Origin of the sequence: Shinella zoogloeoides (genome assembly GCF_003574625.1) — a bacterium.
Classification (GTDB): domain Bacteria; phylum Pseudomonadota; class Alphaproteobacteria; order Rhizobiales; family Rhizobiaceae; genus Shinella; species Shinella zoogloeoides_A.
Window position 1 is genome coordinate 61,189 of record NZ_QNUJ01000011.1, and the last position, 25,073, is coordinate 86,261.

Below are 25,073 nucleotides of genomic sequence, written 5' to 3' on the forward strand. Positions count from 1 at the left end.
TGCTCCTAGGCAAAGAACTTGCGGGCATGGTCGAGCGCATCGGCCAATGCATCGACTTCGGCACGCGTATTGTAGAGGCCGAACGATGCCCGGCATGTGGAGGTGACGCCGAAGCGTTTCAAGAGCGGCTGGGCGCAATGGGTGCCAGCGCGCACCGCAACCCCTGCCCGGTCGATCACCATCGACACATCATGGGCATGGATGCCTTCCAGCTCGAAGGAGAAGATCGACCCCTTGCCCGGCGCCGTGCCGAAGATGCGCAGCGAATTGATCGCCGAAAGCCGCTCATGGGCATAGTCGCGCAGATCGGCTTCATGGGCGGAGATCGCCGCGCGGCCGATCTTCTCCATGTAATCAAGCGCATAGCCGAGACCGATCGCCTGCACGATGGGCGGCGTGCCGGCCTCGAAGCGGTGCGGCGGATCGTTATAGGTGACGATATCCTCGCTCACGTCGACGATCATTTCGCCGCCACCCTGGAACGGGCGCATCTCTTTCAGGCGATCCATCTTGCCGTAGAGCACGCCGATGCCCGAGGGGCCGTAGAGCTTGTGGCCGGTCATCACGTACCAGTCGCAATCGATATCGCGCACGTCGACCGGCATGTGCACTGCGCCCTGCGACCCGTCCACCAGAACCGGAATGCCGCGCTCGCGGGCGATGCGGCAGACTTCCTTGACCGGAACGATGGTGCCGAGCGCATTCGACATATGCGTGATGGCGATGAGCTTCGTGCGCTCCGTCAGGCACTTCTCGAACTCTTCGATCTGGAACGCGCCCGTCTCATCGACCGGCGCCCAGACGAGCTTCGCACCCTGCCGCTCGCGGATGAAATGCCACGGCACGATGTTGGAATGGTGCTCCATGATCGAAAGGACGATCTCGTCGCCCTCGCCGATCCTGGGCATGCCGTAGCCATAGGCGACCGTGTTGATCGCCTCGGTCGAGGATTTCGTGAAGACGATCTCGTCGACCGAAGACGCATTCAGGAAACGGCGCACTTTTTCGCGCGCCGCCTCATAGGCGTCCGTGGCGGCATTCGACAGGAAATGGAGGCCGCGGTGCACGTTTGCATATTCGTTGGAATAGGCATGTGCGACCGCGTCGATCACCACCTGCGGCTTCTGCGCCGAAGCACCGTTGTCGAGATAGACCAGCGGCTTGCCATAGACCGTTTTCGACAGGATGGGAAAATCCTTGCGGATCGCCTCGACGTCGTAGGCCAGTGCGGGTGCTTGTTCCATCTCGATCGTCCTAAACTAGGCGTGCTTTTCCAGCCAGGCGGCGATGATGCCTTCCAGCGCTTCGACCAGCGGCTCGTCTTCCAGCTCCTCGACGATCTCGGCGACGAAGGCGTTGACCAGCATGGCGCGCGCCTTGTTTTCCGGAATGCCGCGCGCCATCAGGTAGTAGAGCTGCGTGTGGTCGATATCGATCACGGTCGCGCCGTGGCCGCACTGCACGTCGTCGGCGAAGATTTCCAGCTCCGGCTTGGCGGAGAAATCGGCTTCGTCGGAGAGCAGCAGCGTGTTGCACGACATCTTGGCGTCGGTCTTCTGGGCATCCGGCGCAACGCGGATCTGGCCCTGGAAGACGCCGCGCGCGCGATCGAAGATCACGTTGCGGATAACTTCGCTCGACGTCGTGTTCGGCACGTCATGACCGACCGTGAAGGTCACGTCGTTGTGCGTCTCGCCGCCGAGAAGATTGATGCCGCGCAGCGTCAGGTCCGAGCCCTCACCCGAAACGACCACATGGATTTCCTGCCGGACGAGTTTGCCGCCGGCATTGACTACGTAAAGACGCAGCTTCGCGTCGGTGCCGAGCGTGATGCGGATCTGGCCGAGATGGGTATCCGCAGCGCCCTGCGTCTGCAGGATGATCCAGGTGATCTCCGCACCGTCGGCAAGCGTGATGTCGCTGACCGTCGTCACGAAGGCAGCGTTCTCGCCGCCGGCCACATGGCGCTCGATGACAGTCGCCTTCGTATTGGCGCCGAAGGTCGCCGGGAAGCGCGTATGCGTCTGGCCGGCGTTCTGGATCGTCTGGATCTCGAGCGGAGCTTCCAGCTCGGTACCGTCAGCCAGATCGAGCACGAAACCATCGCGCACGAAGGCGCCGTTGATGCGGCCGATGGCATCGTCGCCGTCACGGGCGGCAAGCCCTGCGGCGGCGGTGCCGTCCACCAGCGCGTCCTTGAAAGTCCGCACCGTCACACCCTCGGCCGTCGCGCGGGCGTCGGCGAGGCCGTTTGCGACCGAAACCACGGCCGACCCCTCGACCAGCGAGCCGACCTTGGCGACCGAAGCCGCCGGGTCGAACGCCGGAACGGCGCGCAGGAGCGCCTTGAGGTCCGTATAGTGCCAGGCTTCCACGCGGCGCGTCGGAAGACCGGCGGCCTTGAAGTCGCTGATCAGCGTATCACGTGCGGCCAGAACCGCGCCGTCGCCCGGCAGTTCGCCGATGGCGTTGTCATAGGCTTCGCAAAGCGCGGTCTCGGCGACCGAAAGCTTCATGCCTGTCTGCATGTTCATGGGATCACTCCTTCACCGTGCCGTCAGGCGGCAGCACCGATGATGTCGGCATAGCCGTTCGCTTCCAGCTCGTGCGCCAGCGTCTTGTCGCCGGACTTGATGACCTGGCCCTTGTAGAGAACGTGGACCGTATCCGGCACGATGTAGTCGAGCAGGCGCTGATAGTGCGTGATGACGATAACGGCGCGATCCGGCGAACGGAGCGCGTTGACGCCGTCGGCGACGATCTTCAGGGCATCGATGTCGAGGCCGGAATCGGTCTCGTCGAGAACGCACAGCTTCGGCTCCAGCAGCGACATCTGCAGGATCTCGGCGCGCTTCTTCTCACCGCCGGAGAAACCGACATTCAGCGGGCGGCGCAGCATTTCCGGCGCGATCTTCAGTTCGGCGGCGGCCTCCTTGACGCGGCGCATGAAGTCCGGCGTCGTCAGCTCGTCCTCGCCGCGCGCCTTGCGCTGCTCGTTCATCGCGACCTTGAGGAACTGCATGGTGGCGACACCCGGGATTTCGACCGGGTACTGGAAGGCAAGGAAGATACCCTTGGAGGCGCGCTCTGCCGGGTCGAGTTCCAGAATGCTCTCGCCGTTATAGAGGATGTCGCCCTCGGTGACTTCATAGTCCTCGCGGCCGGAGAGGATGTAGGAAAGCGTCGACTTGCCGGAGCCGTTCGGACCCATGATGGCGGCGACTTCGCCAGCCTTCACGGTGAGGTTCAGGCCGCGGATGATCTCGGTGCCGTCTTCGGCGATGCGGGCGTGCAGGTTCTTGATTTCAAGCATGGACGTATCCTTTTCGGACGAATTCGTTTGTCGGCGCGCGTCTTGCGCGCGCCCGGATGATCAATGGGCGAAGGTCAGCCGACCGAGCCTTCCAGCGAGATACCGATCAGCTTCTGTGCCTCGACGGCGAATTCCATCGGCAGTTCCTGAATGACTTCCTTGACGAAGCCGTTGACGATCAGGGCGATCGCCGCTTCGGTCGGGATGCCGCGCTGCAGGCAGTAGAACAGCTGGTCTTCCGAGATCTTCGAGGTGGTCGCCTCGTGCTCGAACTGGGCCGTGGCGTTCTTCGCCTCGATATAGGGCACGGTATGCGCACCGCACTTGTCGCCGATCAGCAGCGAGTCGCACTGGGTGAAGTTGCGCGCGTTCTCCGCCTTGCGATGGGCCGAAACCTGGCCGCGATAAGTGTTGTTGGAGAAGCCCGCGGAAATGCCCTTGGAGACGATACGGCTCGACGTGTTCTTGCCGAGATGGATCATCTTCGTGCCCGAGTCGATCTGCTGATGGCCGTTGGAAACGGCGATCGAGTAGAACTCGCCGCGCGAACCATCGCCGCGCAGGATGCAAGACGGGTACTTCCAGGTGATGGCGGAGCCGGTCTCGACCTGCGTCCACGAGATCTTCGAGTTCTTGCCGCGGCAATCACCGCGCTTCGTCACGAAGTTGTAGATGCCGCCCTTGCCTTCCTTGTCGCCCGGATACCAGTTCTGGACGGTGGAATACTTGATCTCGGCATCGTCGAGCGCGACGAGTTCGACCACAGCGGCATGAAGCTGGTTCTCGTCACGCTGCGGCGCGGTGCAGCCTTCGAGGTAGGACACGTAAGCGCCCTCTTCCGCGATGATCAGCGTACGCTCGAACTGGCCGGTGTTCTTCTCGTTGATACGGAAGTAGGTCGACAGTTCCATCGGGCAGCGAACGCCCTTCGGTACGAAGACGAAGGAACCGTCGGTGAAGACGGCGGTGTTCAGCGTGGCGTAGAAATTGTCTGTCGCCGGAACGACAGAGCCGAGATATTTCTTCACGAGCTCGGGATATTCGCGGATGGCTTCCGAGATCGACATGAAGATCACGCCGGCCTTTTTCAGCTCTTCCTTGAAGGTCGTGACGACGGAGACGGAGTCGAAGACGGCGTCGACGGCGATCTTGGACTTTTCGACGCCGGCGAGGATTTCCTGCTCGCGCAGCGGAATGCCGAGCTTCTCATAGGTCCTCAGCAGCTCGGGATCGACCTCGTCGAGCGACTTCGGGCCACTCTGGTTCTTCGGAGCGGCATAGTAGTAGAGGTCGTTGAAGTCGATCTTGGGATAATCGACGCGCGCCCAGGTGGGCTCTTCCATGGTCAGCCAGCGGCGATAGGCGTCGAGGCGCCATTCGAGCATCCAATTCGGCTCGTCCTTCTTGGCAGAGATGAAGCGGATGATGTCCTCGGAAAGACCCTTCGGGGCCTTGTCCATTTCGATCTTCGTCTCGAAGCCGTATTTGTACTGGTCGACGTCAATCTGACGGACCTGATCGATCGTTTCCTGCACCGCAGGCATATCGTTCTCCAATCTCGCCGGAGACAAGGTCCGGCAGCTTGTTAACGGGTGGCGGTGAGCCGCCGGTTATGTAAGCGCCAAAGGCGGCTTTTCCCACCCTTTGGCAAGCGAAAACTCGCGTTTCCGCAAGATTCCTTCAGGCCGCGTTCCCCGTCACGCGGCGCCGCGAGACGACGCGCGAGAAAGCGGCCAGAAACCGATCCACATCCGCCTGCGCCGATCCCGGCCCGAGCGAGACGCGAAGTCCGCCGAGCGCGGCATCGAAGCCCATGGCCGTCAGCACATGGCTCTGCCCGACCTTGCCGGACGAGCAGGCGGAACCCGCCGAAAGCGCGATTCCTTCGAGGTCGAAGGCGATCTGCCCCGTCTCGGACTTGAGACCCGGCAGGCTGAAGAAGGACGTATTGGCGACGCGCTCGCCGTCCGCGCCGTGGATGATCACGTCATTGGCCGCAAGCCGCATGCCCGCCTCCAGCGCGTCGCGCAGACCGGTGATCCGGGCATTGCGCTCAACCATGTCGGCGGTCGCCGCACGCGCCGCGGCGGCAAAGCCGGCGAGCGCCGCCGGGTTCTCTGTGCCGGAACGGTGCCCCTTCTCCTGCCCGCCGCCACGGATCAGCGGCGCGGGCATCAGCACCTCGCCGCGCGCGATGAGCGCGCCGGCGCCCTTCGGACCGCCGAGTTTGTGCGAGGAGACGATGAGGAAATCGGCATCCAGCGCCTCGATATCGACCGGCATGCGGCCGACGGCCTGCACCGCATCAACGACGAGGAGACCTCCATGGCGGCGCACGATTTCCGCGGCAGCCTTCACCGGCTGGACGATGCCTGTCTCGTTGTTGGCGAGCATGACGGCAACCATCGGCAGACCCTTGGCCTTGTCATGGTTCTGGAGCAGCGTTTCGAGCGCTTCCAGATCCACCACACCGGCGCGCGTGACCGGAACAGTCGTTACGTTCTCCCGCTGAAAGCGCCCGCCCTCGCGGACCGCCGGATGCTCGATCTCGGACACATAGAGATGACCGATGGCAAGCGGCGTGCGACCCATGCGGTAATCGGGCGTCAGGACAAGGTTCGCCGCCTCGGTCGCGCCACTCGTGAAGATGACATGGGCCGGGGCCGTATTGACGAGCGCGGCAACGTCACGGCGCGCGGCTTCCACCAGCATGCGCAGCGCCCGGCCCTCGCCATGCACGGAAGACGGATTGCCGACCGTGTCGAGCGCGGCGATCACGGCCTCACGCGCCGCGACCAGCAAGGGCGCGGTGGCGTTCCAGTCGAGATATGTGCGCTCAGTCTTCGTCATTCGTTATCCGTGCGTGTCCGGCAAGATCAAGACGACGTGCATTTTTCTTGAAATTTCCGCCGGGCTTGCCTTATGACACCAAACTCATGGCGCCAGATGCGTCCAAACAGTTTCGAACAGTTCTAAACTAGGTTCTAGAAAAGCTGAGTGCTTTCGTCAAGACTTGACTTGACAAGAATCCGTTTCAGAACGCGAATGTGCCGGAGTAAGAATGCCCGAAATCATCTTCAACGGACCCGCCGGTCGCCTCGAAGGCCGTTACCAGCCGTCCAAGCAGAAGAACGCCCCTATCGCCATCGTGCTGCACCCGCATCCGCAGTTCGGCGGCACCATGAACAACCAGATCGTCTACCAGCTCTTCTACATGTTCCAGAAGCGCGGTTTCACGACTCTCCGTTTCAATTTCCGTGGCATCGGCCGCAGCCAGGGCGAATTCGACCACGGCGCGGGGGAACTCTCCGACGCCGCCTCGGCGCTCGACTGGGTGCAGAGCCTTCATCCCGATTCCAAGAGCTGCTGGGTCGCCGGCTATTCCTTCGGCGCCTGGATCGGCATGCAGCTCCTGATGCGCCGCCCCGAGATCGAAGGCTTCATGTCGATCGCGCCGCAGCCGAACACCTACGACTTCTCGTTCCTGGCGCCCTGCCCGTCGTCCGGCCTGATCATCAATGGTGAAGCCGACAAGGTCGCGCCGGAGAAGGACGTCAACGGTCTCGTCGAAAAGCTGAAGGCGCAGAAGGGTATCCTGATCACGCACAAGACCGTGCCGGGCGCCAATCACTTCTTCAACGGCCAGACCGAGACGCTGATGGCGGAATGCGAGGACTATCTCGACCGTCGCCTTGCCGGCGAACTGACGCCGGAGCCGGCCGCCAAGCGCATCCGCTGATCGGCCGAAAACCAAAGACATCGAGCCCGGAGGCCCCGCCTCCGGGCTTTTTCTTTACCGTCAGTTCGCCCGCTTGACGACTTCCAGCACGACGGCCGACGGCTCGGCCTCGCGCACGCAGTCGCGGCCGGCATTCTTGGCGGCGTAGAGCGCGTCATCGGCCCGGCGCATGGCGAACCGGAAAGGCTCCCGGTCGCCGATTTCGGCAACACCGAAGCTGGACGTCACTCTTATTCCGGCCGGAAGGCCCGGAATGGGCGAGACGGCCCGCGTCGCCCGCAGCGCATGGGCAAAGAGCAAGGCGGCCTCCTTGCCGGTGCGCGGCAGGAACATGAGGAATTCCTCCCCGCCGATGCGCGCGGCAAGCGCGCCCTTGGGCGCCGCTGCGCTGAGCATCTCGCCGAAAGCGCGGATGGCCGCATCGCCGCCCTGGTGGCCATGGGTATCGTTTACCGCCTTGAAGTGGTCGAGGTCGCAGAGCACGATGCTGTGCGGCCCCGGGCCCGCAATCAGCGCATCGACCCGGTTGTCGAAGCCGCGGCGATTGAGCAGGCCGGAGAGCGGGTCGATCTCCGCGTTGACCTTCTCGTCCGCGACGATCTCCAGCACGAGCACGCAGAGCAGCATGAGGCCGACGGCGACGATGAGCACCGCGCCCATGCTCTGCGACACGAGCGCGAACTGGCTGGCGAGGTAGTCCTTCGCCGTATTGCCCGATCCAGCAAGGACGGCGGCAAAAGCCTTGAGGAGAAAATGCGCGCTGGTGACGGCCAGCAATACGACAAGCGCCCGGTCGACGAAGGTTTTCTCCCGCGCGCGCCAGGCCGCGAAGGCGCTGAGGCCGAGCGCCACCGCAAAAGGCGTCTGGTAGGGCAGCGCATGCTGCAGCGTGCCGCGCGGCAGATCGTAGATGAAACAGTCGACCGCGACGAAGGCGGCAAAGAGCGCGGCAAGCCCGAGCCGGCTGGTCTTCAGGCCATAAAGCTGACCGATGCCGACGCGCAGCATGAACATGCCGCCCAGCATCGAGGCGAAGGCGAGGATCGCCCAGGGTTTCGCCGGGGGAACATAGGCGACGAGCAGTTCGAAGACGGTCGAGAGAGACGCGACGGCAAAGCAGCCGGCAAACCAGCGGGCGGCGACCCGATTGCGGCTGCGGGCGGAAACCGCCAGGAAAAACATGCAGAAACACTGCGCGATGAGGAAGTTCACCGTCAGCAGGAAACCTGCGCCACTCATTGGCCACCTTATACAAGAACCGATGTCGCGCCGTGCGGAAACGCCCCGGTACGATCGGACGGATGCTAGAGAACGGCGACGAAAAAAGCGTTAATCGGAAGGGGCTGCTTTCCGCAACAGGCCGCCCGTCACCGGCGCCGTCACGCCCGTCGTTCCCGGGAAGGTGAGCGGCAGCCCGCGCAGCGAGCGCACGGCGAGATAGGCCCAGGCCTCCGCCTCCATGCTGTCGCCGTTGAGATCGACGGCCTCCGCGGCCACGACCGCGGCGCCCTCCGGCCCGGCAAGCGCTGCAAGGTCGCCCATGATGACCGGATTGAGCCGCCCGCCGCCGCAGACGACATAGAGCTTCGGCCGCTCCGGCAGATGGCGGGCGGAGCGCAGGATGGCGGCGGCGGTGACATGCGCCAGCGTGCGCGCACCGTCCTCGAGGCTCGCCTCCACGCCTTGTGGCGGGCGGAAATCGTTGCGGTCGAGCGAGCGGCGCACCTTGTCGGTGAAGAAGGCGTGGCCCAGGTAGCGCTCGGCAAGACCGGCGTCCACCCTGCCCTCCGAGGCGATCATGCCGCCCTGGTCGTAGGGAATGCCGGCATGGGCCTCCACCCACTGGTCGATCAGCGTATTGCCCGGCCCGCTGTCATAGGCGACGATCTCGCTGCCGCTGCCGACGAAGGTGATGTTGGAAATGCCGCCGATATTGACGAAGACCACAGCCTCGCCGCTGGCGCGGGAAAGGCCTGCGGCAAGCGCGGCATGGTAGGCCGGGATCAGCGGCGCGCCCTGCCCGCCATGCGCCATGTCGTTCGCCCGCATGTCGTAGACCACGTCGATGCCGGTCTCGCGGGCCAGCAGGTCGCCGTCGCCGAGCTGCACGGTGAGGCCCTGATTCGGCCGGTGCAGCACGGTCTGGCCGTGGAAGCCTATAACGTCGATGTCATCCGACCGCAGATCGTTCTCGGCAAGGAATGTGCGCACCGCCTCGGCGTGGCGAAGGGTCAGTTCGCGCTCGATCTCAGCCAGATCGCCCGGCCGCTCGCCGCGCTCGCCGATCATCTTGGCTGTCTCCAGTGCGCCTTGCAGCCGGCGGCGGAAGGCCACGTCGTAGGGACGCCCCATCGACGGTCCGCGCTCGACTACAGCCTCACCGTCCGTGCGCAGCAGCGCCACGTCGATGCCATCGAGGCTCGTGCCGCTCATCAGGCCAATCGCCGTCAACATCCCCGTCATGCCGCCACTCCAGAATCACTTTTGAAGTGATTATGCGCGCAAACGGTGCTAAACGCCCGGCGGTCCGCGGGAAAATCTTCCCGACCAAGCACGATCCCACCAGAGAGACAGGCCATGTCCGAATTCAAATCCGATTTCCTTCGCACGCTGAAAGAGCGCGGTTTCATCCACCAGATTTCCGATGAAACCGGCCTCGACGATCTTCTCGCCAAGGAAACCGTGACGGCCTATATCGGCTTCGATCCCACGGCGCCGAGTCTCCACGCCGGCGGGCTCATCCAGATCATGATGCTGCACTGGTTCCAGAAGACCGGCCACCGCCCGGTCTCGCTGATGGGCGGCGGCACCGGCATGGTGGGCGACCCCTCCTTCAAGGACGAGGCGCGCCAGCTCCTGACGCCGGAAACGCTGAGCACCAACATCGCCGGCATCAAGAAGGTCTTCTCCAACTACCTGACCTACGGCGACGGCCCGAAGGACGCGTTGATGATCAACAATGCCGACTGGTTGCTCGGCATCAACTATCTCGAGTTCCTGCGCGATGTCGGCCGGCATTTCTCGGTCAATCGCATGCTCTCCTTCGACAGCGTGAAGATGCGCCTCGAACGCGAGCAGTCGCTGTCCTTCCTCGAATTCAACTACATGATCCTGCAGGCCTACGACTTCGTGGAACTGAACAAGCGCTACGACGTGCGCCTGCAGATGGGCGGCTCCGACCAGTGGGGCAACATCGTCAACGGCATCGACCTCGGCCACCGCATGGGCACGCCGCAGCTCTACGCCCTCACCTCGCCGCTGCTGACCACCGCGTCTGGCGCCAAGATGGGCAAGTCGCTCTCCGGCGCCGTGTGGCTGAACCCGGAAATGCTCTCGGCCTATGATTTCTGGCAGTACTGGCGCAACACGGAAGATGCGGACGTTCCGCGCTTCCTGAAGCTCTACACGACGCTGCCGATGGACGAGATCGCCCGCCTTTCCGCGCTCGGCGGCGCCGAGATCAACGAGGTGAAGAAAATCCTCGCGACGGAAGTGACGGCGATGCTGCATGGCCGACAGGCTGCCGAACAGGCCGCCGAGACCGCGCGCAAGACCTTCGAGGAAGGCGCGATCGCGGAAAACCTGCCGTCGATCGACGTCGCGGCCGGTGAACTGGAAGCCGGCATCGGCCTGCTGACGCTCGTCGTCAAGGCAGGGCTTGCCGCCTCCAACGGCGAAGCGCGCCGCCATGTCCAGGGCGGTGCCGTGCGCATCAACGACACGGCCGTATCGGACGAGCGCCGCGTCATCGGCACGGCGGACGTTTCCGCCGACGGCGTGATCAAGCTTTCGCTCGGCAAGAAGAAGCATATTCTCGTCCGCCCGGCCTGAGCGGCCGGACACACTTCACCATCAAGGCCGCCTCCGGGCGGCCTTTTTCATTGGAACTCGAAGATGTTGCGGAAGACGCCCGGCGCGATGATCGAGAGCGGGTTGATGATGAGGTTCGGTTTGTCGAAGGCGCCGGAGAGCTTGAAGGTAATGCCGATCAGGCCGCGGTCGTTGCCGTTGCCGAGGATGATGCCGATCAGCGGCAGTTCGGCGAACAGCCGGTTTAGGCCATAGGCCGGCATGAAGGTGCCGGTCATGTCGATCCGGCCGTTGGCGTCGCGCACGGTTCCCTGGAAGGTCGCGCCCACCGTTTCGCCGCGCACCACGCCGTTGTCGAGGGCGAGCGTACCGCCGCCGATCCGCACCTGCGCGAAGCCGCGCGAGAATTTCACCGCGCTGACGTCGATCTCGCGGCGCACGGCGTCGTTCAGGCTGCGGCCGTTCTCACCGGCCGGGGTGGAGACGAGCGAGCGCAGCCGCTCCTCGCCGACGAGCGCGAAATTGCGGATATCGACCGAGCCCGCCCAGCCGCCATTGGTCCGCTGGCTCAGCCGCACGTTCAAAAGACCGCCGCGCAGGTGGCCGTAGATATCTGCGAAGCGTGCGACCGCGCCGGCGTCGCCACTCGTCAACTGGATGATATCGATGGCGCCGTTATTGGCGAGCTTCACCACCACCGGTGCGCCGCTCTCCGTCACGGCGGAGAGATCGACCGCTGAAATGCGATCGCCCGCCGTCGCATAGCGGAAATTGACGCCGGAAAGGGTCTCACCATTGAAGCCCACCACCCGCGAGAGATTGGCCTCCACGCTGATATTCTGCTTGTCCCCGCCGTCGCTGCCACCACCCGGATTCTTCAGCCGCGCCAGCACCTGGCGCAGATCCGCGGCCTCGCCATCGGCACGCACCTGATAGCCGGACTTGGCGCGGTCGACCTTCAGGCTGAACCGATCGTCGGCGGACAGGCGGACAGTGGAGAAGTTCGCCGAATCCAGCGTCGTGCCGTGAAACGCGAGATCGCCCGAAACGCTGAAACCGTCGCCGGCAAAGCGGAAGCCGGAAATCCGCGTCACCTTGTCGTCTGTATTCGCGGTCAACGTCACCTTGCCGCCGATGCCTGCGCCCTTCGTCCACCCAAGCCAGGGAATGGAGATCGCGGCAGCGCCGACATCGGCCTCGACCTGGCGCGGACCGTCGCCCTCCTGCTCTAGCCGGACCGCGATATTGCCCTCGATCACGTCGTCGAGCCCCGGCAGCAGCTTGCGCCGTTCCTTGTTGCCGAGCGTTCCGGTCAGAACCGTCTTGCGCACGATGCCCGCCTTCTTGTCGACCGGCTCGACCAGTTCGAGATTGAGCGGAACGCCGTCGATATCGGCTTTCGCATCGAGACTGGCCACCGTGGGATCGATGGCGAGCAGGCCATGCAGTCCCGTGACGTTGCGTCCGGCGATCGGCTTGCGCACGTCCACGTCGTCGAGGGTCAGGGCCGCGGTCCATTGCGGCGGCGGCGGATTGTGCGCGGAAACGACCCCGAAATGCGCCTTCACCTTGGCCTTCACGTGACCGCTGAAATCCTCCGGCGCAAAACCGGTCGCCGGCAGCGCGCGGATCGGCTTGTAGGTAACGAGTTCGGCGATGGCGTCGGCATCGCCGGAAACGTCGATGTCCATGTCCGCCATCAGTGGCTTGGTGTAATTGTCCGGCAGCACGAAGGTGCCGCCGGTCAGCGCTACCGTGCGCCCCGAGGGGAAATAGGCCGTGCCGCCGGTAATGGAGATTTCCGTGCGCGGGCCGCGCAGGCGGAATTTGCCGGACGTATCGCGCAGCGGCGGAATATCGCCCGCGATATTCATGCGGGCGCCCTCGATGTCGAAATCGATCTTCAATTCGTTCGCGTCGAGATGCATCGGCACGCCCGGCTCGCGCGGGCGACCTTCGGCAAGATAGAACTCGATGCGGCCATTGGTAATGGTGCCGCCGTAGATGTTCTTCAGAACCCAGCTGCGCGCTATCTTGCCCATCCAGAAGGGCCAGAACTGCTTGACCGCCGCGGATTGAAGCTCGCTGGCGATCATCACGAAACTCACCTCCGGCTCGCGGTCGGAAAAGCGCATCGCGAGCGAGCCGGCGACATTGCCCTTGTCGCTCGAAACGGCCATCTCGTCGAACTGCAGCTTCCTGGCCGCCGGCAGATAAGCGCCGCTCACCTTGGCGTCGAAGCGGATCGGCGCCTCGCTGGAATCGACCGGACGGCTGATCGCATTGCTGAAGACGAGGTCGATGGCAAAGCCCTTGTCCGACTTGTCGGATACGCGGTCGAGATCGATCAGGCCACCCGTGAAGGGAAAGTGCGAGAGCCCGACGCCGGCATCCGACGAGGCGAGCTCAATGGCCCCCTTGTCGAAATTGTAGGTCGCCTGCACGGTGGACGGCCGCAGCTCGGCGGCGACGCCGTCGCCGTAGATCGCGCCGGCGGCAAGCTTCACGCCCAGCGTCAGCTGCGGCTTTGCCTGTTCGCTCTCGCGGCGCGCGTGGATGGCAAGATCCACCGTCGTATCGAGGCCGGCATGCACCTCGCCGTCCGGGCTGTGGCTGAGGAAGAAGTCGCCGAGCGCAATATTGCGGATCGCCCCGTCGAGCCCCTGCACGGCCCCGTTGCCCGTCGCCGCCTTCAGGTCGATCTCCCCCTCCTTGCCCTGCAGCTCGAAGGCTCCCTCGATGGACATCACGCCGGCATCGTCGCGAGAAAACCGCAGGCTGGCGACGGAAAGCACCACGGGCTTGCCGTTCGGCCCCGCGAAGGTCGCACCGAGTTCGGAAATGCTGACGGCCTGCATCGCGTTGACGTCGATCAGGCGATTGATGCCGTCCAGCCGCTCGAAGGTGGTCTTGAGATAGTCCGGCACATCGGAAATGCGCAGCGCGGCAAGGTCGAGCGGCTTGCTCTTCGGCAGGAGCGCCGCGTTGAACATCGCGCCGTCCACATCGAGGCGGGAGACCGCGACATGGCCCGTGGCAAGCGCCCAGGGATCGAGCACGATGCCGACGGATTCGGTGGTCGCCAGCTCCTTGCCCGATTCGACCTCGATGATGCGCGCGTTCTCCGCCTTCAGCGCGAAGCCGTTGAGACCCGCAAGCCGCACGACCGTATGATCGACAGAAGCCCGGTAGCGCGGCCCGAGCGCCTGATTGAGCGCCGTGACGGCGCGGGCATTCAGCGCATTGTCGAAAATTCCCATCTCGACGAGGCCGATGACGACCGCGCCGAGGAACAGCACGAGCGCGACGGCCGTCGCGGCGATGCGGCAGAGAATACCCGTACGGCTCGTCTCGACGGCATGCAGGAGGATGGGCTCATGCGCCTGCGCGGACGGCAATTCGTGCAGCGGAACAATGTCCTGCTTCCGGAACACGACTTTCTCGCCGCGGATTTCTCCCATCTCGCGTCTGTTTCCTTTGCCCCTCTGCGCCGCGTTATCCCATGGAATTGCCGCGCATCGCCCGCTCACCGCTGGACGATTCTGCCTGTCACTATATATGCGGGAAGCCGTGTCCCTGACTCAAAAAGCCGGCCAAAGAAAGGAAATCCCATGGCAGAACTGGTCCGAGGCGCCGACGCGCCGGATTTCACCCTTCCGCGCGACGGTGGCGGCGCAATCTCGCTTTCCGAATTCCGCGGCCGCCCGGTCGTGCTGTTCTTCTATCCGAAGGACGACACGGAAGGCTGCACGATGGAAGCGAAGGATTTCACCGCCGCAAAAGCCGATTTCGATGCGGCGGGCGTCGCGCTCATCGGCCTTTCGCCCGATCCGGTGAAGAAGCACGACCGGTTCGTTCAGAAGCACGCCCTCGCCGTGCCGCTCGCCTCCGACGAGAGCCATGAGACGCTGGAGGCCTACGGCGTGTGGAAGGAAAAGAGCATGTATGGCCGCACCTATATGGGCGTCGAGCGCACGACGGTGCTCGTCGATGCCGACGGCAGGATCGCGGAGATCTGGTCGAAGGTGAAGGTCAAGGGCCATGTCGAGGCCGTGCTCGACGCTGCCAGAAAACTTTAAGAACCGGAAACAGGGCGCTGGAATGACAGACCTTCCGTATATCGAGAGCCTGCGTGGCGGGGCGACGGCGGCAATCCTTGCGGCCGACCTCGACCTGAAGACGGCGCTGTCGCAGGAGACCGCCCGGCGCTGGTTCGCCCGCACGCTTTCGATGCGCTCGCCGCGCGATCCTGCGCTGCCGCTCCGGCCGGGCCGCCCGGCAAAGCCGGCGCTCATTCCGCCCAAACATATGGAGAAGCGCTCGCTGCACACGCTGAAAGGCCGCATCGCCCTTCTCCATGCCCTCGCCCATATCGAGCTCAACGCCGTGGACCTCGCGCTCGACATCGTCGCCCGCTTCACGACGGAGCGGGTTCCGCATTCCTTCTTCGACGGCTGGATGCAAGTTGCGTTCGAGGAGGCCAAGCACTTCCGGCTCGTGCGCGATCGCCTGCGCGAGCTCGGCGCGGACTATGGCGACCTGCCGGCGCATGACGGGCTCTGGCAGGCCGCGCACGACACGCGCAACGATCTGACGGCCCGCCTTGCCGTGGTGCCGCTCATTCTGGAGGCGCGCGGCCTCGACGTGACGCCGACCCTGCAGGCGAAGATGCGCGAGACGGGCGACCACGCCAGCGCCGACATCCTCGACATCATCTACAACGATGAGAAAGGCCATGTGGCCGTCGGGGCCAAATGGTTCCGCTTCCTCTGCGCCCGCGAGAAGAAGGACCCGGCCGCCGCCTTCAAGGAGCTTGTCCGCCTGAATTTCCGCAGCCCCCTGAAGCCGCCCTTCAACGATATAGCCCGCGCCGAGGCGGGATTGACGCCGTCCTTCTACCGGGCGCTCGTTTCCGTCAGCCAAAGCTGATATTCCGGGCGGAAAAGCCGTCCTGGAAAGGCTTTATTAACCCTAACAATGTGTAATTCCCCGCACGAGAACCATGAGAATCGGCCGGGGAGTTTTAGGTGGCGGAGCGTCCTGAAAACCGTGTCTTTGGAAAACGCGCGCAGCAGCATGTCGTGATCCTGGCGAGCGGCGACAAGATCCGCCACATGACCATCCGCCCCTGGATGGCCGCCGTGACGCTCTGTTTTGCCGGCATGTTCACCGTCGGCTATCTCGCCGCCACCTCCTATCTCGTCCTGCGCGACGACCTGATCGGCGCCACCATGGCGCGCCAGGCCCGCATGCAGCACGACTACGAGGACCGCATTTCCGCCCTCCGCGCCCAGGTAGACCGCGTCACCAGCCGCCAGCTCCTCGATCAGCAAGTGGTGGAGGAGAAGGTCGAGAAGCTGATGCAGCAGCAGCTCGCGCTGTCCGAGCGCCACGGCAAGCTCGACGCCCTGCTGAGCCGCGCCGAAAGCAGCGGCGTCGATGGCGGCGAAACGGTGCCCCTACCCGGCGAGAAGCCGATGACGGACGGACGCCGCGCCGATGCGGCCGGCGCGATCGAGGCCATCATGGGCATTACGCCGCAGAAGACGACGCAGCTCGCCTATGCTTCCACGGGCGAATCGGTCGCCGACCACGCCGACCGCATGTTCTCGAAGGTCACGCTGTCGCTGAAGGATCTCGAGCACGAGCAGCTCGGTCGCATCCAGTCGCTCACGGCCGGCGCCTCGGAAACGGCTGACGCCATCCAGAAGATCCTGCGCCGCACCGGCTTCGACATCGCCGAAGGCATCCCGACGGATACATCCGCCGACACGGCCATCGGCGGCCCCTTCGTCGAGCCGATGAGCCCGGGCGATGCCTTCGAGGAATCGATCAGCGACCTCGATACCGCGCTGGACCGGCTCGACGCCGCCCGCCGCACGGCGCGCAAACTGCCCTTCGGCAATCCCGCGCCCGGCAGCAACATCACCAGCCGCTTCGGCAACCGTACCGATCCGTTCCTCGGCCGCCTCGCCCTTCATGCCGGGATAGACTTCCGCGCCGCGACGGGCACCGAGGTCCATTGCACCGGCGCCGGCACGGTCACGGTGGCCGGCCGCACGGGCGGCTACGGCAACATGGTGGAGATCGACCACGGCAATGGCCTGACGACCCGCTACGCGCACCTTTCCCGCGTGCTCGTCAAGATCGGCGACCATGTGGAAGCCTCCGATCCGGTCGGCCTTTCCGGCACGACGGGCCGCTCCACGGGCCCGCATGTACACTACGAAGTGCGCCGCAACGGCAAGGCCGTCGACCCGATGCGCTTCCTCACCGCAGGCATGAAGCTGACGACCTATATGGATTGACGTAGCGCAAGCCCGGGCGCTTCGGTATGACAAAATTGTCTGCCATCGGCTTCAAATCACTCGCGGATTTACCAAATTCGCTGATTTCCTTGACTTTCCGGCACTTTCGGCATATGTGCGCTGCATCCTTGCGGCTATTGCGCCGCTGAAACCCATAGCGTTCGCAAGAACCGGAACGGAAACTGTTTTCCCTTTGACCACTTTTGCTGATCTTGGCCTGAGCCCGAAAGTCCTGTCCGCCGTCACGGATGCGGGATATACGATCCCGACTCCCATCCAGGCCGGCGCCATCCCGCCGGCGCTCGCGCGGCGCGACATTCTCGGCATTGCCCAGACGGGCACCGGCAAGACCGCCTCCTTCGTCCTTCCGATGCTGACGCTGCTCGAAAAGGGCCGCGCCCGTGCCCGCATGCCGCGCACGCTCATCCTCGAGCCGACGCGCGAGCTTGCCGCGCAGGTCGCGGAGAACTTCGAAAAGTACGGCAAGAATCACAAGCTCAACGTGGCACTGCTCATCGGCGGCGTCTCCTTCGACGAGCAGGACCGCAAGCTGGAGCGCGGCGCGGACGTCCTGATCTGCACCCCCGGCCGCCTGCTCGACCATACCGAGCGCGGCAAGCTGCTGATGACCGGCGTGGAAATCCTCGTCATCGACGAAGCCGACCGCATGCTCGACATGGGCTTCATCCCGGATATCGAGCGCATCGCCAAGCTCATCCCCTTCACCCGCCAGACCCTCTTCTTCTCGGCCACCATGCCGCCGGAAATCCAGAAGCTGGCCGACCGCTTCCTGCAGAACCCGGAGCGGATCGAGGTGGCGCCGCCCTCCTCCACCGCCAAGACCGTGACGCAGCGCCTCGTCGCCACGCACGGCAAGGACTACGAGAAGCGCGCGACGCTGCGCGACCTCATCCGCGCGCAGGACGACCTGAAGAACGCCATCATCTTCTGCAACCGCAAGGTCGACGTCGCCGATCTCTTCCGCTCGCTCGACCGCCACGGCTTCTCCGTCGGCGCGCTGCATGGCGACATGGACCAGCGGGCCCGCACGACGATGCTGGCCAACTTCAAGGAAAACAAGCTCACGCTCCTCGTGGCATCCGACGTCGCCGCCCGCGGCCTCGACATTCCGGACGTGAGCCACGTCTTCAACTTCGACGTCCCGATCCATGCCGAGGACTATGTCCACCGCATCGGCCGCACCGGCCGTGCCGGCCGCTCGGGCGCCGCCTTCACCCTGGTATCCAAGCGCGACGGAAAATTCGTCGATGCCATCGAGAAGCTGATCGATCAGAAGGTCGAATGGCTGAACGGCGGCATCGAGGACCTGCCGCAGCAGGCCGAGAGCGAAGAGCGCGAACGCCCCCGCGGCGGCCGCGATCGCGGCGGTCGTGACCGCGACCGTGATCGTTCCCGCGGTCGCAAGGGCGAAAGCCGTGCGGCGGAAACCCGCATCGAGACCAGCGAGACCGAAGAGAAGGTGGAAGCCGTGAAAGCTGAACGCAAGGCGGAAGGGCGGCCGCAGAATTCCGCCCGCAATCCGCGGTCCGCAAACCACGCCGCGCCGCGTCCGGCCAACGACGACAGCCGCGATCGCCGCAACCGCTATCGCCGCGACGAGGATGACGGCCCGACGCCGCTCGGCTTCGGCGACGAGGTTCCGGCCTTCATGCTGATCGCCGGCAAGGCCTGATCCGATCCATGTCCATTCCAGGCATCGACATGCCGGGCCTCGGTTGTGGCCTGGCTGTTTTGCGTGAGGGCAAGCTTTTGCTCTATCGCCGCCTGCGTGCGCCGGAAGCCGGCTCGTGGAACATCGTCGGGGGCAAGGTCGACCACATGGAGCGCGCCGTCGACAGCGCCCGCCGCGAGGCCGAGGAGGAATCCGGCCTTTCCATCGGCGCCGTCGAGTTCCTCTGCCTTTCCGAGCAGATCATCGCGGACGAGCGCCAGCACTGGGTTTCGCTCATCTATGTGACCGAGGATTTCGCGGGCGAGGCGCGCGTCATGGAGCCGGAGAAGCTTCCGGAATTCGGCTGGTTCCCGCTGGATGCCCTGCCCTCGCCGCTCTCGCGCTTCGCCGCCGATGCCGTCAAGGCGCTCGGCGCGCGTCATTTCGCCCGCAACGCCGCTTCGTAGGCCCGGCGCACCCAGATGGCCATCTCGTCCGGGTCGTCGAGGGCCTCGTCCGGGATCGACCAGTAGGGCATCTTCACCGGCTTGCCGCTCCTGCCCTCGTAGGACCATTGTCGGCTGCCGGCGGCTTCGAAATCCGGCCCACTTTCCGCGTCCGCCTTCAGCAGGATCTCGCCATCCACCTCCAGCGCCAGGATGCGCCCCGCATGGTAGATGCCCTTGCCGCCGAACATGCGCCGGATCGTCACCGGCCCGAGCGCCTGGAACATTTCCTCGATCTCATCCCGATCCATCGCTAATCCCTCAGAATACCGCCCGCCGCGACCACTGCCTCCGGCGTGTCGACGTCGACATGCGCCGCCGCGCCGATCTCAACATCCACCACATCGAGCCCGGCGCTCTCGACGATATGGCGGGCGCCGACATCGCCTTCGAGCTGCAGGATGGCGGCGAAGGTGGCGCGGGGCAGCACGACGGGATTGCCGCGCTTGCCGCCCGACACCGCCCGCACGATGGCATGGCCGCCGGCCGCCGCAAAGGCGTCGAGCAGGCGGCGCACATCCGCGCCGGTGACATGCGGCATGTCGGCCAGCATCACTACGACGCCGTCGCAGCCCGGACCAAGCGCGGAGACGCCGGCGCGCAGCGAGGTCGACATGCCCTGCGCATGATCGGGATTGCGGACGATATCGATCCTGAGGCCCGCAAGCTCCGCCTCGATCTCCTCCGCCCGGTGCCCCGTCACCACGAGCACGCGCGACGGCCTTGCTGCAAGCGCCGCCTCCGCCGAGCGGCGGACGAGCGCCTTGCCTTCGAAGGCGGCGAGCAGCTTGTGGCTGCCCTGCATGCGGCTGGCGCGGCCCGCCGCCAGCACGAGCGCGGCGACGGAGAGCGGGCGCTCGGGCATGCGGATATCGCGCGGCTGGGGCCGGCTGGGAATCTCGGCCAGGAGCCCGCCGACGCCCATCCCGGTGATCTCCTGCGGGCCGGGCTTTTCTCCAGCGAAGATGCGGGCAAGCACCCAGTCGAAACCGTTCTCCTTCGGGCTGCGCGCGCAACCCGGCGCGCCGAGCACCGGCACCGACCCGATGCGCCCGAGAACGAGGAGATTGCCGGGATCGACAGGCATGCCGACATGCTCGACCACGCCGCCGGCCGCGCGGATCGCGGCGGGGATCACGTCATTGGCGTCAGTCACCGCCGAAGCGCCGAAAACGACGACGACATCGTTTTCCGGCGCCGCGCGGCGAATGGCATCGGCTACCGCCTCGGCCCGGTGCGGCACGCGCACCTCGTCGGTCAGCCGGCTGCCGGAGGGCGAGAGGCGCTGCTCGAAAAGCCGGCGCGTCTTGTCCATCACCGAGGGTTTGAGGGACGGCAGCTCCGTCGCGACGACGCCGACCCGATGCGCCGCGAAGGGCTTCACCTCCAGCGCCCGGCTCGACGCAAGGACGGCCGCGGCCGCCTGGACGAGCGCGCCGGGCACCGCGAGCGGAATGATCTTGACCGTCGCCACCATGTCGCCGGCCGCGACGCTGACGTGATCCGGCAGGGTGGCGAGCGTGATCGCCGGATCGATGCGGTTGAAGCGGTCGACCGCCGCACGGTCGGCAACGAAAAGGCCGTTTGCCTGCGCATGGAGATTGATGCGGCCGGTCGCCGGCGGCGTGAAGGCAAGATGATCCGGCGGGATAGCTGCGGCGATCAGCGCCGCCGCCTCGTCCTCGCCGATATCGCCCGGCTCAAGCCGCACGGCGATGACGGTCGAAATCCCCGCCCCGGCCAGCGCCGCGCGATCCTCCTCCGTCAGGATGCGCCCCTTGTGCAGCGACAGGCCCTCCGCGCGCACGCCATGCGCCAGCCGCGCGCCGACCGCGTCCCCGACCGGCACTTCCCCGAAGATCATGGCATGGCCTCGCGCAACGGGCGGCGGCGCAGATGTGCGACGATGTCGGCGAGGATCGCGACGGCGATCTCCGCCGGGCTCGCTGCGCCGATATCGAGGCCGATGGGCGCCGAGATCGTCGCGATTTCCGCCTCGCTGTGTCCCAGCGCCTTCAGTCGCTCAACGCGCTTGGCGTGGGTCTTCCGGCTGCCGAGGGCGCCGACATAGAAGCAGCCGGTGGAAAGGGCCTGCGACAGCGGAAAATCGTCGATCTTCGGATCGTGCGTGACGGCGGCGAGCGCCGTATAGGCGTCGAGCGGACGGGTCTTCAGCACATCCTCCGGCCAGTCCGCGACGAGATCGATGCCGGCAAAGCGCTCCTCCGTGGCGAAAGCGGTGCGCGGATCGATGATCAGGACGTCGAAGCCGGTGACCTTCGCCATCTGCGCCAGCGCCTGGCTGATATGGACCGCGCCGATGACGACGATGCGGGCGGGCGGCAGGTGGACATTGAGGAAGAATTTCCGTTCCTCCGCCTCCACCACGCCGGACCTGCCGGAGCGGAAGGCGGCGGTAACGGCCTCGCCGAGCGGCCCCGCGATAGGATCGCCCTCGCGGATCACCCGGTCACGCCCGTCGCCGAGATCCGTCAGGTGGATGACGGCACGGCGCGCGGCGCGTTCCTTGTTCAGCTTGCGCAGGAGAAAGGGATCCATCAGCCCACCCGCTCCACATAGACGCGGATGCGCCCGCCGCAGGAAAGACCGACGCGCCAGGCGGTCTCGTCGGCGACGCCGAATTCCAGCATGCGCGGCTCGCCGTCGCCTATCACCTCCATCGCCTCGCCGATGACCGCGCCCTCCACGCAGCCGCCGGAGACGGAGCCGTGGAAATTACCCTCGCCGTCGATGACGAGATGGCTGCCGACGGGGCGCGGGGCCGAGCCCCAGGTCTCGACCACGGTCGCGAGCGCCACCATGCGCCCGTCATCCATCCAGCGTTCCGCGATCGTCAGCGGATCGAGCACATCCTTCGCGTCCATTCTTTCCTCCTCCCTCATTCTCTCACGCTACGGGCAGGAAACGGCGCGGATCGCCGGCGCCGCGCCGCACCATGCCCGAAAGCGCTGCCACCAGATCCGCCATGGCCTCCAGATTGTGCACCGGGCGCAATTCGTCCACATGCGGCAGCATCGCCCGCACCCCGCGCGCCCGCGCCTCGAACCCTTCGAAACGCAGGAGCGGGTTGAGCCAGATGAGCTGTCGACAGGAACGGTGCAATCGGTCCATTTCCTTTTCGAGCAGTTCGATGCCCTCGCGCTCCAGCCCGTCGGTGATGAGCAACACGACGGCGCCCTGCGCCAGCACGCGGCGCGACCAGAGCCGGTTGAACTCCTTCAGCGTCTCGCCGATGCGCGTACCGCCGGACCAGTCGTTCACCGACTGGCTGCATGCCTCCACGGCAAGGTCGGGATCGCGGTGGCGCATCTGGCGCGTGACATTGCTGAGCCGCGTGCCGAACAGGAAGGCGTGGACGCGGCGGGTCTCGCCGAGCGCATGCAGGAAATGCAGGAAGATGCGCGTGTACTGACTCATCGAGCCGGAAATGTCGGCGAGCACGACGAGCGGCGGATGCACCGTCTTCGGCTCGCGGTGGCGCGGCAGGATCAGCGCGCCGCCGGTGCGCATGGCGTGGCGCATGGTGGCGCGGGCGTCGATGGCGATGGGACGGGTGCTGCGGCGGAAGCGGCGGGTGCGCACCTCGTCCATCGGCAGGACAAGATCGGCAATCGCCCGTTTCGCCGCCGCAAGCTCGGCGGATGTCATCTGCGCGAAATCCGTCCGGCGCAGGAGTTCGCTGCCCGAGGCGGTGAAGCGGGCGTCGATCTCGATATCCGGCTCGTCGCGCTCCCTGCGCCGGTCCTCCTGCCCGCCGAACAAGGCATCCGAGACGCGGGTTTCCCCGGCCTTGCGTTTTTCCCGCTCCTCGTGCCGGGTCACGACGGGCGACATCAGCGCGATCATCTTGCCGACGAGATCGCGCGAGCGCCAGAACAGGCGGAATGCCTCGTCGAAAACCGCGTCGTCCTCGTGGCGCTTGACGAGCGTCGCGTGGAGCGCGGTGTAGAATTCCTCGCGCTCGCCGATGCCGATGGCCTCCACCGCCTCGATGGCGTCCGTCACCGCCGCCGGGCCGAGGCGAAGGCCGGCCTTGCGCAGCACGCGGGCGAAATGCACGATATTGTCGGCGAGCCGCCCGTCAGCGGCAGTGCCAGAAATTCCGTTGCCCACCGCCCTTGCCATCGCTCAACCCGCCGCCGCCAGACCGGCCTTCACGTCGTCGAGCAGCTTGCGGCCCTCCGCGCCCTCGATGCGGGCGATATCGTCCTGGTATTTCAGCAGCGTTCCCAGCGTGTCGGAAACCGTTTCCGGATCGAGCGCCATCCGGTCGAGCTCGGTGAGCGCCGTCGCCCAGTCGATGGTCTCGGCAACGCCGGGATTCTTGAAGAGGTCGAGCCCGCGCAGCCTCTGGACATAGGCGACGACCTGCTGCGAGAGCGTGGCATTGCAGCCCGGCACCTTGCGGCGGATGATCTCCAGTTCCTGCGCGGCGTCGGGATAATCGACCCAGTGATAGAGACAGCGCCGCTTCAGTGCGTCGTGCACCTCGCGCGTGCGGTTCGTCGTGATGATGACGATGGGCGGTTCGGCGGCGCGGATCGTGCCGAGTTCCGGCACCGTCACCTGGAAATCCGACAGCACTTCCAGCAGAAAGGCCTCGAAGGCCTCGTCCGTGCGGTCGAGCTCGTCGATGAGGAAGACGGGCGCGCGGCCGTCCGGCGAGGACAGCGCCTGGAGCACCGGGCGGCGGATCAGGTAGCGCTCGGAGAAGATATCGGCCTCGATGCGGCCGCGGTCGGTGGTGCCGGAGGCTTCGGCAAGGCGGATCTCCAGCATCTGCGCCGGATAGTTCCACTCATAGACCGCCGAGGAGATGTCGAGCCCCTCGTAGCACTGCAGGCGGATCAGCGGCCGGTCGAGGGCGGAGGCCAGAACCTTGGCGATCTCCGTCTTGCCGACGCCGGCCTCGCCTTCGAGGAAGAGCGGCCGCTTCATGCGCAGCGAGAGGAACAGTACGGTCGCCAGCGAACGGCCGGCAAGGTAGTTCCCCGCCGCCAGCATCTCCATGGTCTCGTCGATGGATTGCGGGATCTGTCCGCGTCGATAGGGCACGTCGTTCCTCCATTCCGGAGGATGAACTTATAGCGCGCGGTAGCCCCGGTCCATATAGAGAAGCGCCGGTTTGTGCTCGCCGAAGGAGACGCCCATCACCTCTCCGATGAGCACCATATGGGTGGCCATCACCTTGAACTCGACGACGCGGCAATCGAAGGCGGCGAGCGCGTCCTTCAGCACCGGCGCGCCCGTCACCAATTCCTGCCAGTTGCCCATGGCGAAGCGCTGTTCGGAGGTCAGCGAGGGATCGCGGCCCGAAAAGGCATTGGCAAGCTCGATCTGGTCGGCGGAGAGCGTGTTCAGCGCGAAGCGGCCACTCTTCTCGAAGATCGCATTCTTGGGGTTGGAAGCATTGACGCAGGCGAGCAGCATCGGCGGATTGTCCGATACCGAGCAGGCGGCGGTGATGGTCACGCCGCGTTTCTCGCCTTCATGCGCGGTCGTCACGATCTGCACATGGCCGGCATAGCGGCTCATGGCATCCCTGTAGAGTGACGAATCCACCACCAACCTGTCCAACACGGCATTCTCCTTTGACACATGAGATACATGGCGAAAGTGAAGAAAAATGTAACCCCCGGGGCTGAAAATTCCTGTCCCGCCAGAGACAAAGCGGATCCCGGAACGATAATTCCCTTTGACGCCC

The 25,073-nt window shown here is 65.4% G+C and carries 22 protein-coding genes; 7 read left to right on the top strand and 15 right to left on the bottom strand.

All coding sequences use genetic code 11. The features are described from left to right. Nucleotides 1-5: 5 nt before the first annotated feature. The 5 genes from DSD28_RS20510 to DSD28_RS20530 form a co-directional block, all read right to left on the bottom strand. Nucleotides 6-1,244 carry a cysteine desulfurase gene (locus tag DSD28_RS20510; protein WP_119258297.1) on the bottom strand — a complete coding sequence of 413 codons (1,239 nt, stop codon included), beginning with the start codon at nucleotides 1,242-1,244 and terminating at the stop codon, nucleotides 6-8. A 15-nt stretch (nucleotides 1,245-1,259) separates the two neighbouring features. Beyond that, the gene (gene sufD / locus DSD28_RS20515; protein ID WP_119258298.1) at nucleotides 1,260-2,534 is read right to left on the bottom strand and encodes a Fe-S cluster assembly protein SufD; all 1,275 of its coding nucleotides are present in this window, start codon (nucleotides 2,532-2,534) and stop codon (nucleotides 1,260-1,262) included. A gap of 23 nt (nucleotides 2,535-2,557) precedes the next feature. Next, nucleotides 2,558-3,313: a Fe-S cluster assembly ATPase SufC gene (sufC, locus tag DSD28_RS20520; protein ID WP_119258299.1), complete on the bottom strand. Its 756-nt coding sequence runs from the start codon at nucleotides 3,311-3,313 to the stop codon at nucleotides 2,558-2,560. A gap of 74 nt (nucleotides 3,314-3,387) precedes the next feature. Then, nucleotides 3,388-4,857 carry a Fe-S cluster assembly protein SufB gene (sufB, locus tag DSD28_RS20525; protein WP_119258300.1) on the bottom strand — a complete coding sequence of 490 codons (1,470 nt, stop codon included), beginning with the start codon at nucleotides 4,855-4,857 and terminating at the stop codon, nucleotides 3,388-3,390. Nucleotides 4,858-4,993: 136 nt separating this feature from the next. Continuing rightward, the gene (locus DSD28_RS20530) at nucleotides 4,994-6,163 is read right to left on the bottom strand and encodes a cysteine desulfurase family protein (RefSeq protein ID WP_119258301.1); all 1,170 of its coding nucleotides are present in this window, start codon (nucleotides 6,161-6,163) and stop codon (nucleotides 4,994-4,996) included. Between the two features lie 211 nt (nucleotides 6,164-6,374). Between DSD28_RS20530 and DSD28_RS20535 the strand changes: the two genes are divergently transcribed. After that, nucleotides 6,375-7,052 carry an alpha/beta hydrolase gene (locus DSD28_RS20535; RefSeq protein WP_119258302.1) on the top strand — a complete coding sequence of 226 codons (678 nt, stop codon included), beginning with the start codon at nucleotides 6,375-6,377 and terminating at the stop codon, nucleotides 7,050-7,052. A 60-nt stretch (nucleotides 7,053-7,112) separates the two neighbouring features. Here the strand turns inward: DSD28_RS20535 and DSD28_RS20540 are convergent, their stop codons facing one another. After that, a complete protein-coding gene (locus DSD28_RS20540; protein WP_119258303.1) occupies nucleotides 7,113-8,291 on the bottom strand; it encodes a GGDEF domain-containing protein in 1,179 nt (392 codons plus the stop codon). Between the two features lie 90 nt (nucleotides 8,292-8,381). Beyond that, the gene (locus DSD28_RS20545; protein WP_119258304.1) at nucleotides 8,382-9,515 is read right to left on the bottom strand and encodes an anhydro-N-acetylmuramic acid kinase; all 1,134 of its coding nucleotides are present in this window, start codon (nucleotides 9,513-9,515) and stop codon (nucleotides 8,382-8,384) included. A gap of 114 nt (nucleotides 9,516-9,629) precedes the next feature. On the opposite strand from DSD28_RS20545, the gene tyrS reads away from it, so the two are divergent. Further along, nucleotides 9,630-10,883, top strand: coding sequence for a tyrosine--tRNA ligase (tyrS, locus tag DSD28_RS20550; protein ID WP_119258305.1), 1,254 nt, complete (start codon nucleotides 9,630-9,632; stop codon nucleotides 10,881-10,883). 47 nt (nucleotides 10,884-10,930) lie between these two features. On the opposite strand, the gene DSD28_RS20555 is transcribed toward tyrS, so the two are convergent. After that, entirely contained in the window at nucleotides 10,931-14,323 is a 3,393-nt protein-coding gene (locus tag DSD28_RS20555) for a DUF3971 domain-containing protein (protein WP_119258306.1), read from the bottom strand. Between the two features lie 150 nt (nucleotides 14,324-14,473). Between DSD28_RS20555 and bcp the strand changes: the two genes are divergently transcribed. The 5 genes from bcp (at nucleotide 14,474) to DSD28_RS20580 (ending at nucleotide 19,309) form a co-directional block, all read left to right on the top strand. After that, nucleotides 14,474-14,941, top strand: coding sequence for a thioredoxin-dependent thiol peroxidase (gene bcp, locus DSD28_RS20560; protein ID WP_119258307.1), 468 nt, complete (start codon nucleotides 14,474-14,476; stop codon nucleotides 14,939-14,941). Between the two features lie 22 nt (nucleotides 14,942-14,963). Further along, a complete protein-coding gene (locus DSD28_RS20565; RefSeq protein ID WP_119258308.1) occupies nucleotides 14,964-15,791 on the top strand; it encodes a ferritin-like domain-containing protein in 828 nt (275 codons plus the stop codon). Nucleotides 15,792-15,889: 98 nt separating this feature from the next. Then, nucleotides 15,890-17,170: a M23 family metallopeptidase gene (locus tag DSD28_RS20570; protein WP_245424893.1), complete on the top strand. Its 1,281-nt coding sequence runs from the start codon at nucleotides 15,890-15,892 to the stop codon at nucleotides 17,168-17,170. A gap of 193 nt (nucleotides 17,171-17,363) precedes the next feature. Then, complete coding sequence (locus DSD28_RS20575; RefSeq protein WP_119258309.1) at nucleotides 17,364-18,863, top strand: DEAD/DEAH box helicase; 1,500 nt, start codon at nucleotides 17,364-17,366, stop codon at nucleotides 18,861-18,863. An 8-nt stretch (nucleotides 18,864-18,871) separates the two neighbouring features. Then, the gene (locus DSD28_RS20580; RefSeq protein ID WP_119258310.1) at nucleotides 18,872-19,309 is read left to right on the top strand and encodes an NUDIX domain-containing protein; all 438 of its coding nucleotides are present in this window, start codon (nucleotides 18,872-18,874) and stop codon (nucleotides 19,307-19,309) included. Here DSD28_RS20580 and DSD28_RS20585 read toward each other — a convergent pair. The 7 genes from DSD28_RS20585 to DSD28_RS20615 form a co-directional block, all read right to left on the bottom strand. After that, entirely contained in the window at nucleotides 19,282-19,599 is a 318-nt protein-coding gene (locus tag DSD28_RS20585; RefSeq protein WP_119258311.1) for a TfoX/Sxy family protein, read from the bottom strand. The two genes, DSD28_RS20580 and DSD28_RS20585, sit on opposite strands and share 28 nt — an antisense overlap. Before the next feature lie 2 nt (nucleotides 19,600-19,601). Beyond that, nucleotides 19,602-21,212 carry an NTP transferase domain-containing protein gene (locus DSD28_RS20590; protein ID WP_119258312.1) on the bottom strand — a complete coding sequence of 537 codons (1,611 nt, stop codon included), beginning with the start codon at nucleotides 21,210-21,212 and terminating at the stop codon, nucleotides 19,602-19,604. Further along, nucleotides 21,209-21,907 (bottom strand): XdhC family protein, encoded by a 699-nt coding sequence (locus DSD28_RS20595; protein ID WP_119258313.1) that lies wholly within the window; start codon nucleotides 21,905-21,907, stop codon nucleotides 21,209-21,211. Before DSD28_RS20595 ends, DSD28_RS20590 begins: the two co-directional genes overlap by 4 nt. Continuing rightward, nucleotides 21,907-22,233, bottom strand: coding sequence for an XdhC family protein (locus tag DSD28_RS20600; RefSeq protein ID WP_119258314.1), 327 nt, complete (start codon nucleotides 22,231-22,233; stop codon nucleotides 21,907-21,909). The genes DSD28_RS20595 and DSD28_RS20600 overlap by 1 nt, the downstream gene beginning before the upstream one ends. 22 nt (nucleotides 22,234-22,255) lie before the next feature. Then, nucleotides 22,256-23,494 carry a vWA domain-containing protein gene (locus tag DSD28_RS20605; protein WP_119258315.1) on the bottom strand — a complete coding sequence of 413 codons (1,239 nt, stop codon included), beginning with the start codon at nucleotides 23,492-23,494 and terminating at the stop codon, nucleotides 22,256-22,258. A 3-nt stretch (nucleotides 23,495-23,497) separates the two neighbouring features. After that, nucleotides 23,498-24,379 carry an AAA family ATPase gene (locus DSD28_RS20610; RefSeq protein WP_119258439.1) on the bottom strand — a complete coding sequence of 294 codons (882 nt, stop codon included), beginning with the start codon at nucleotides 24,377-24,379 and terminating at the stop codon, nucleotides 23,498-23,500. Between the two features lie 72 nt (nucleotides 24,380-24,451). Next, entirely contained in the window at nucleotides 24,452-24,904 is a 453-nt protein-coding gene (locus DSD28_RS20615) for a flavin reductase family protein (protein ID WP_205536226.1), read from the bottom strand. Nucleotides 24,905-25,073: the final 169 nt, after the last annotated feature.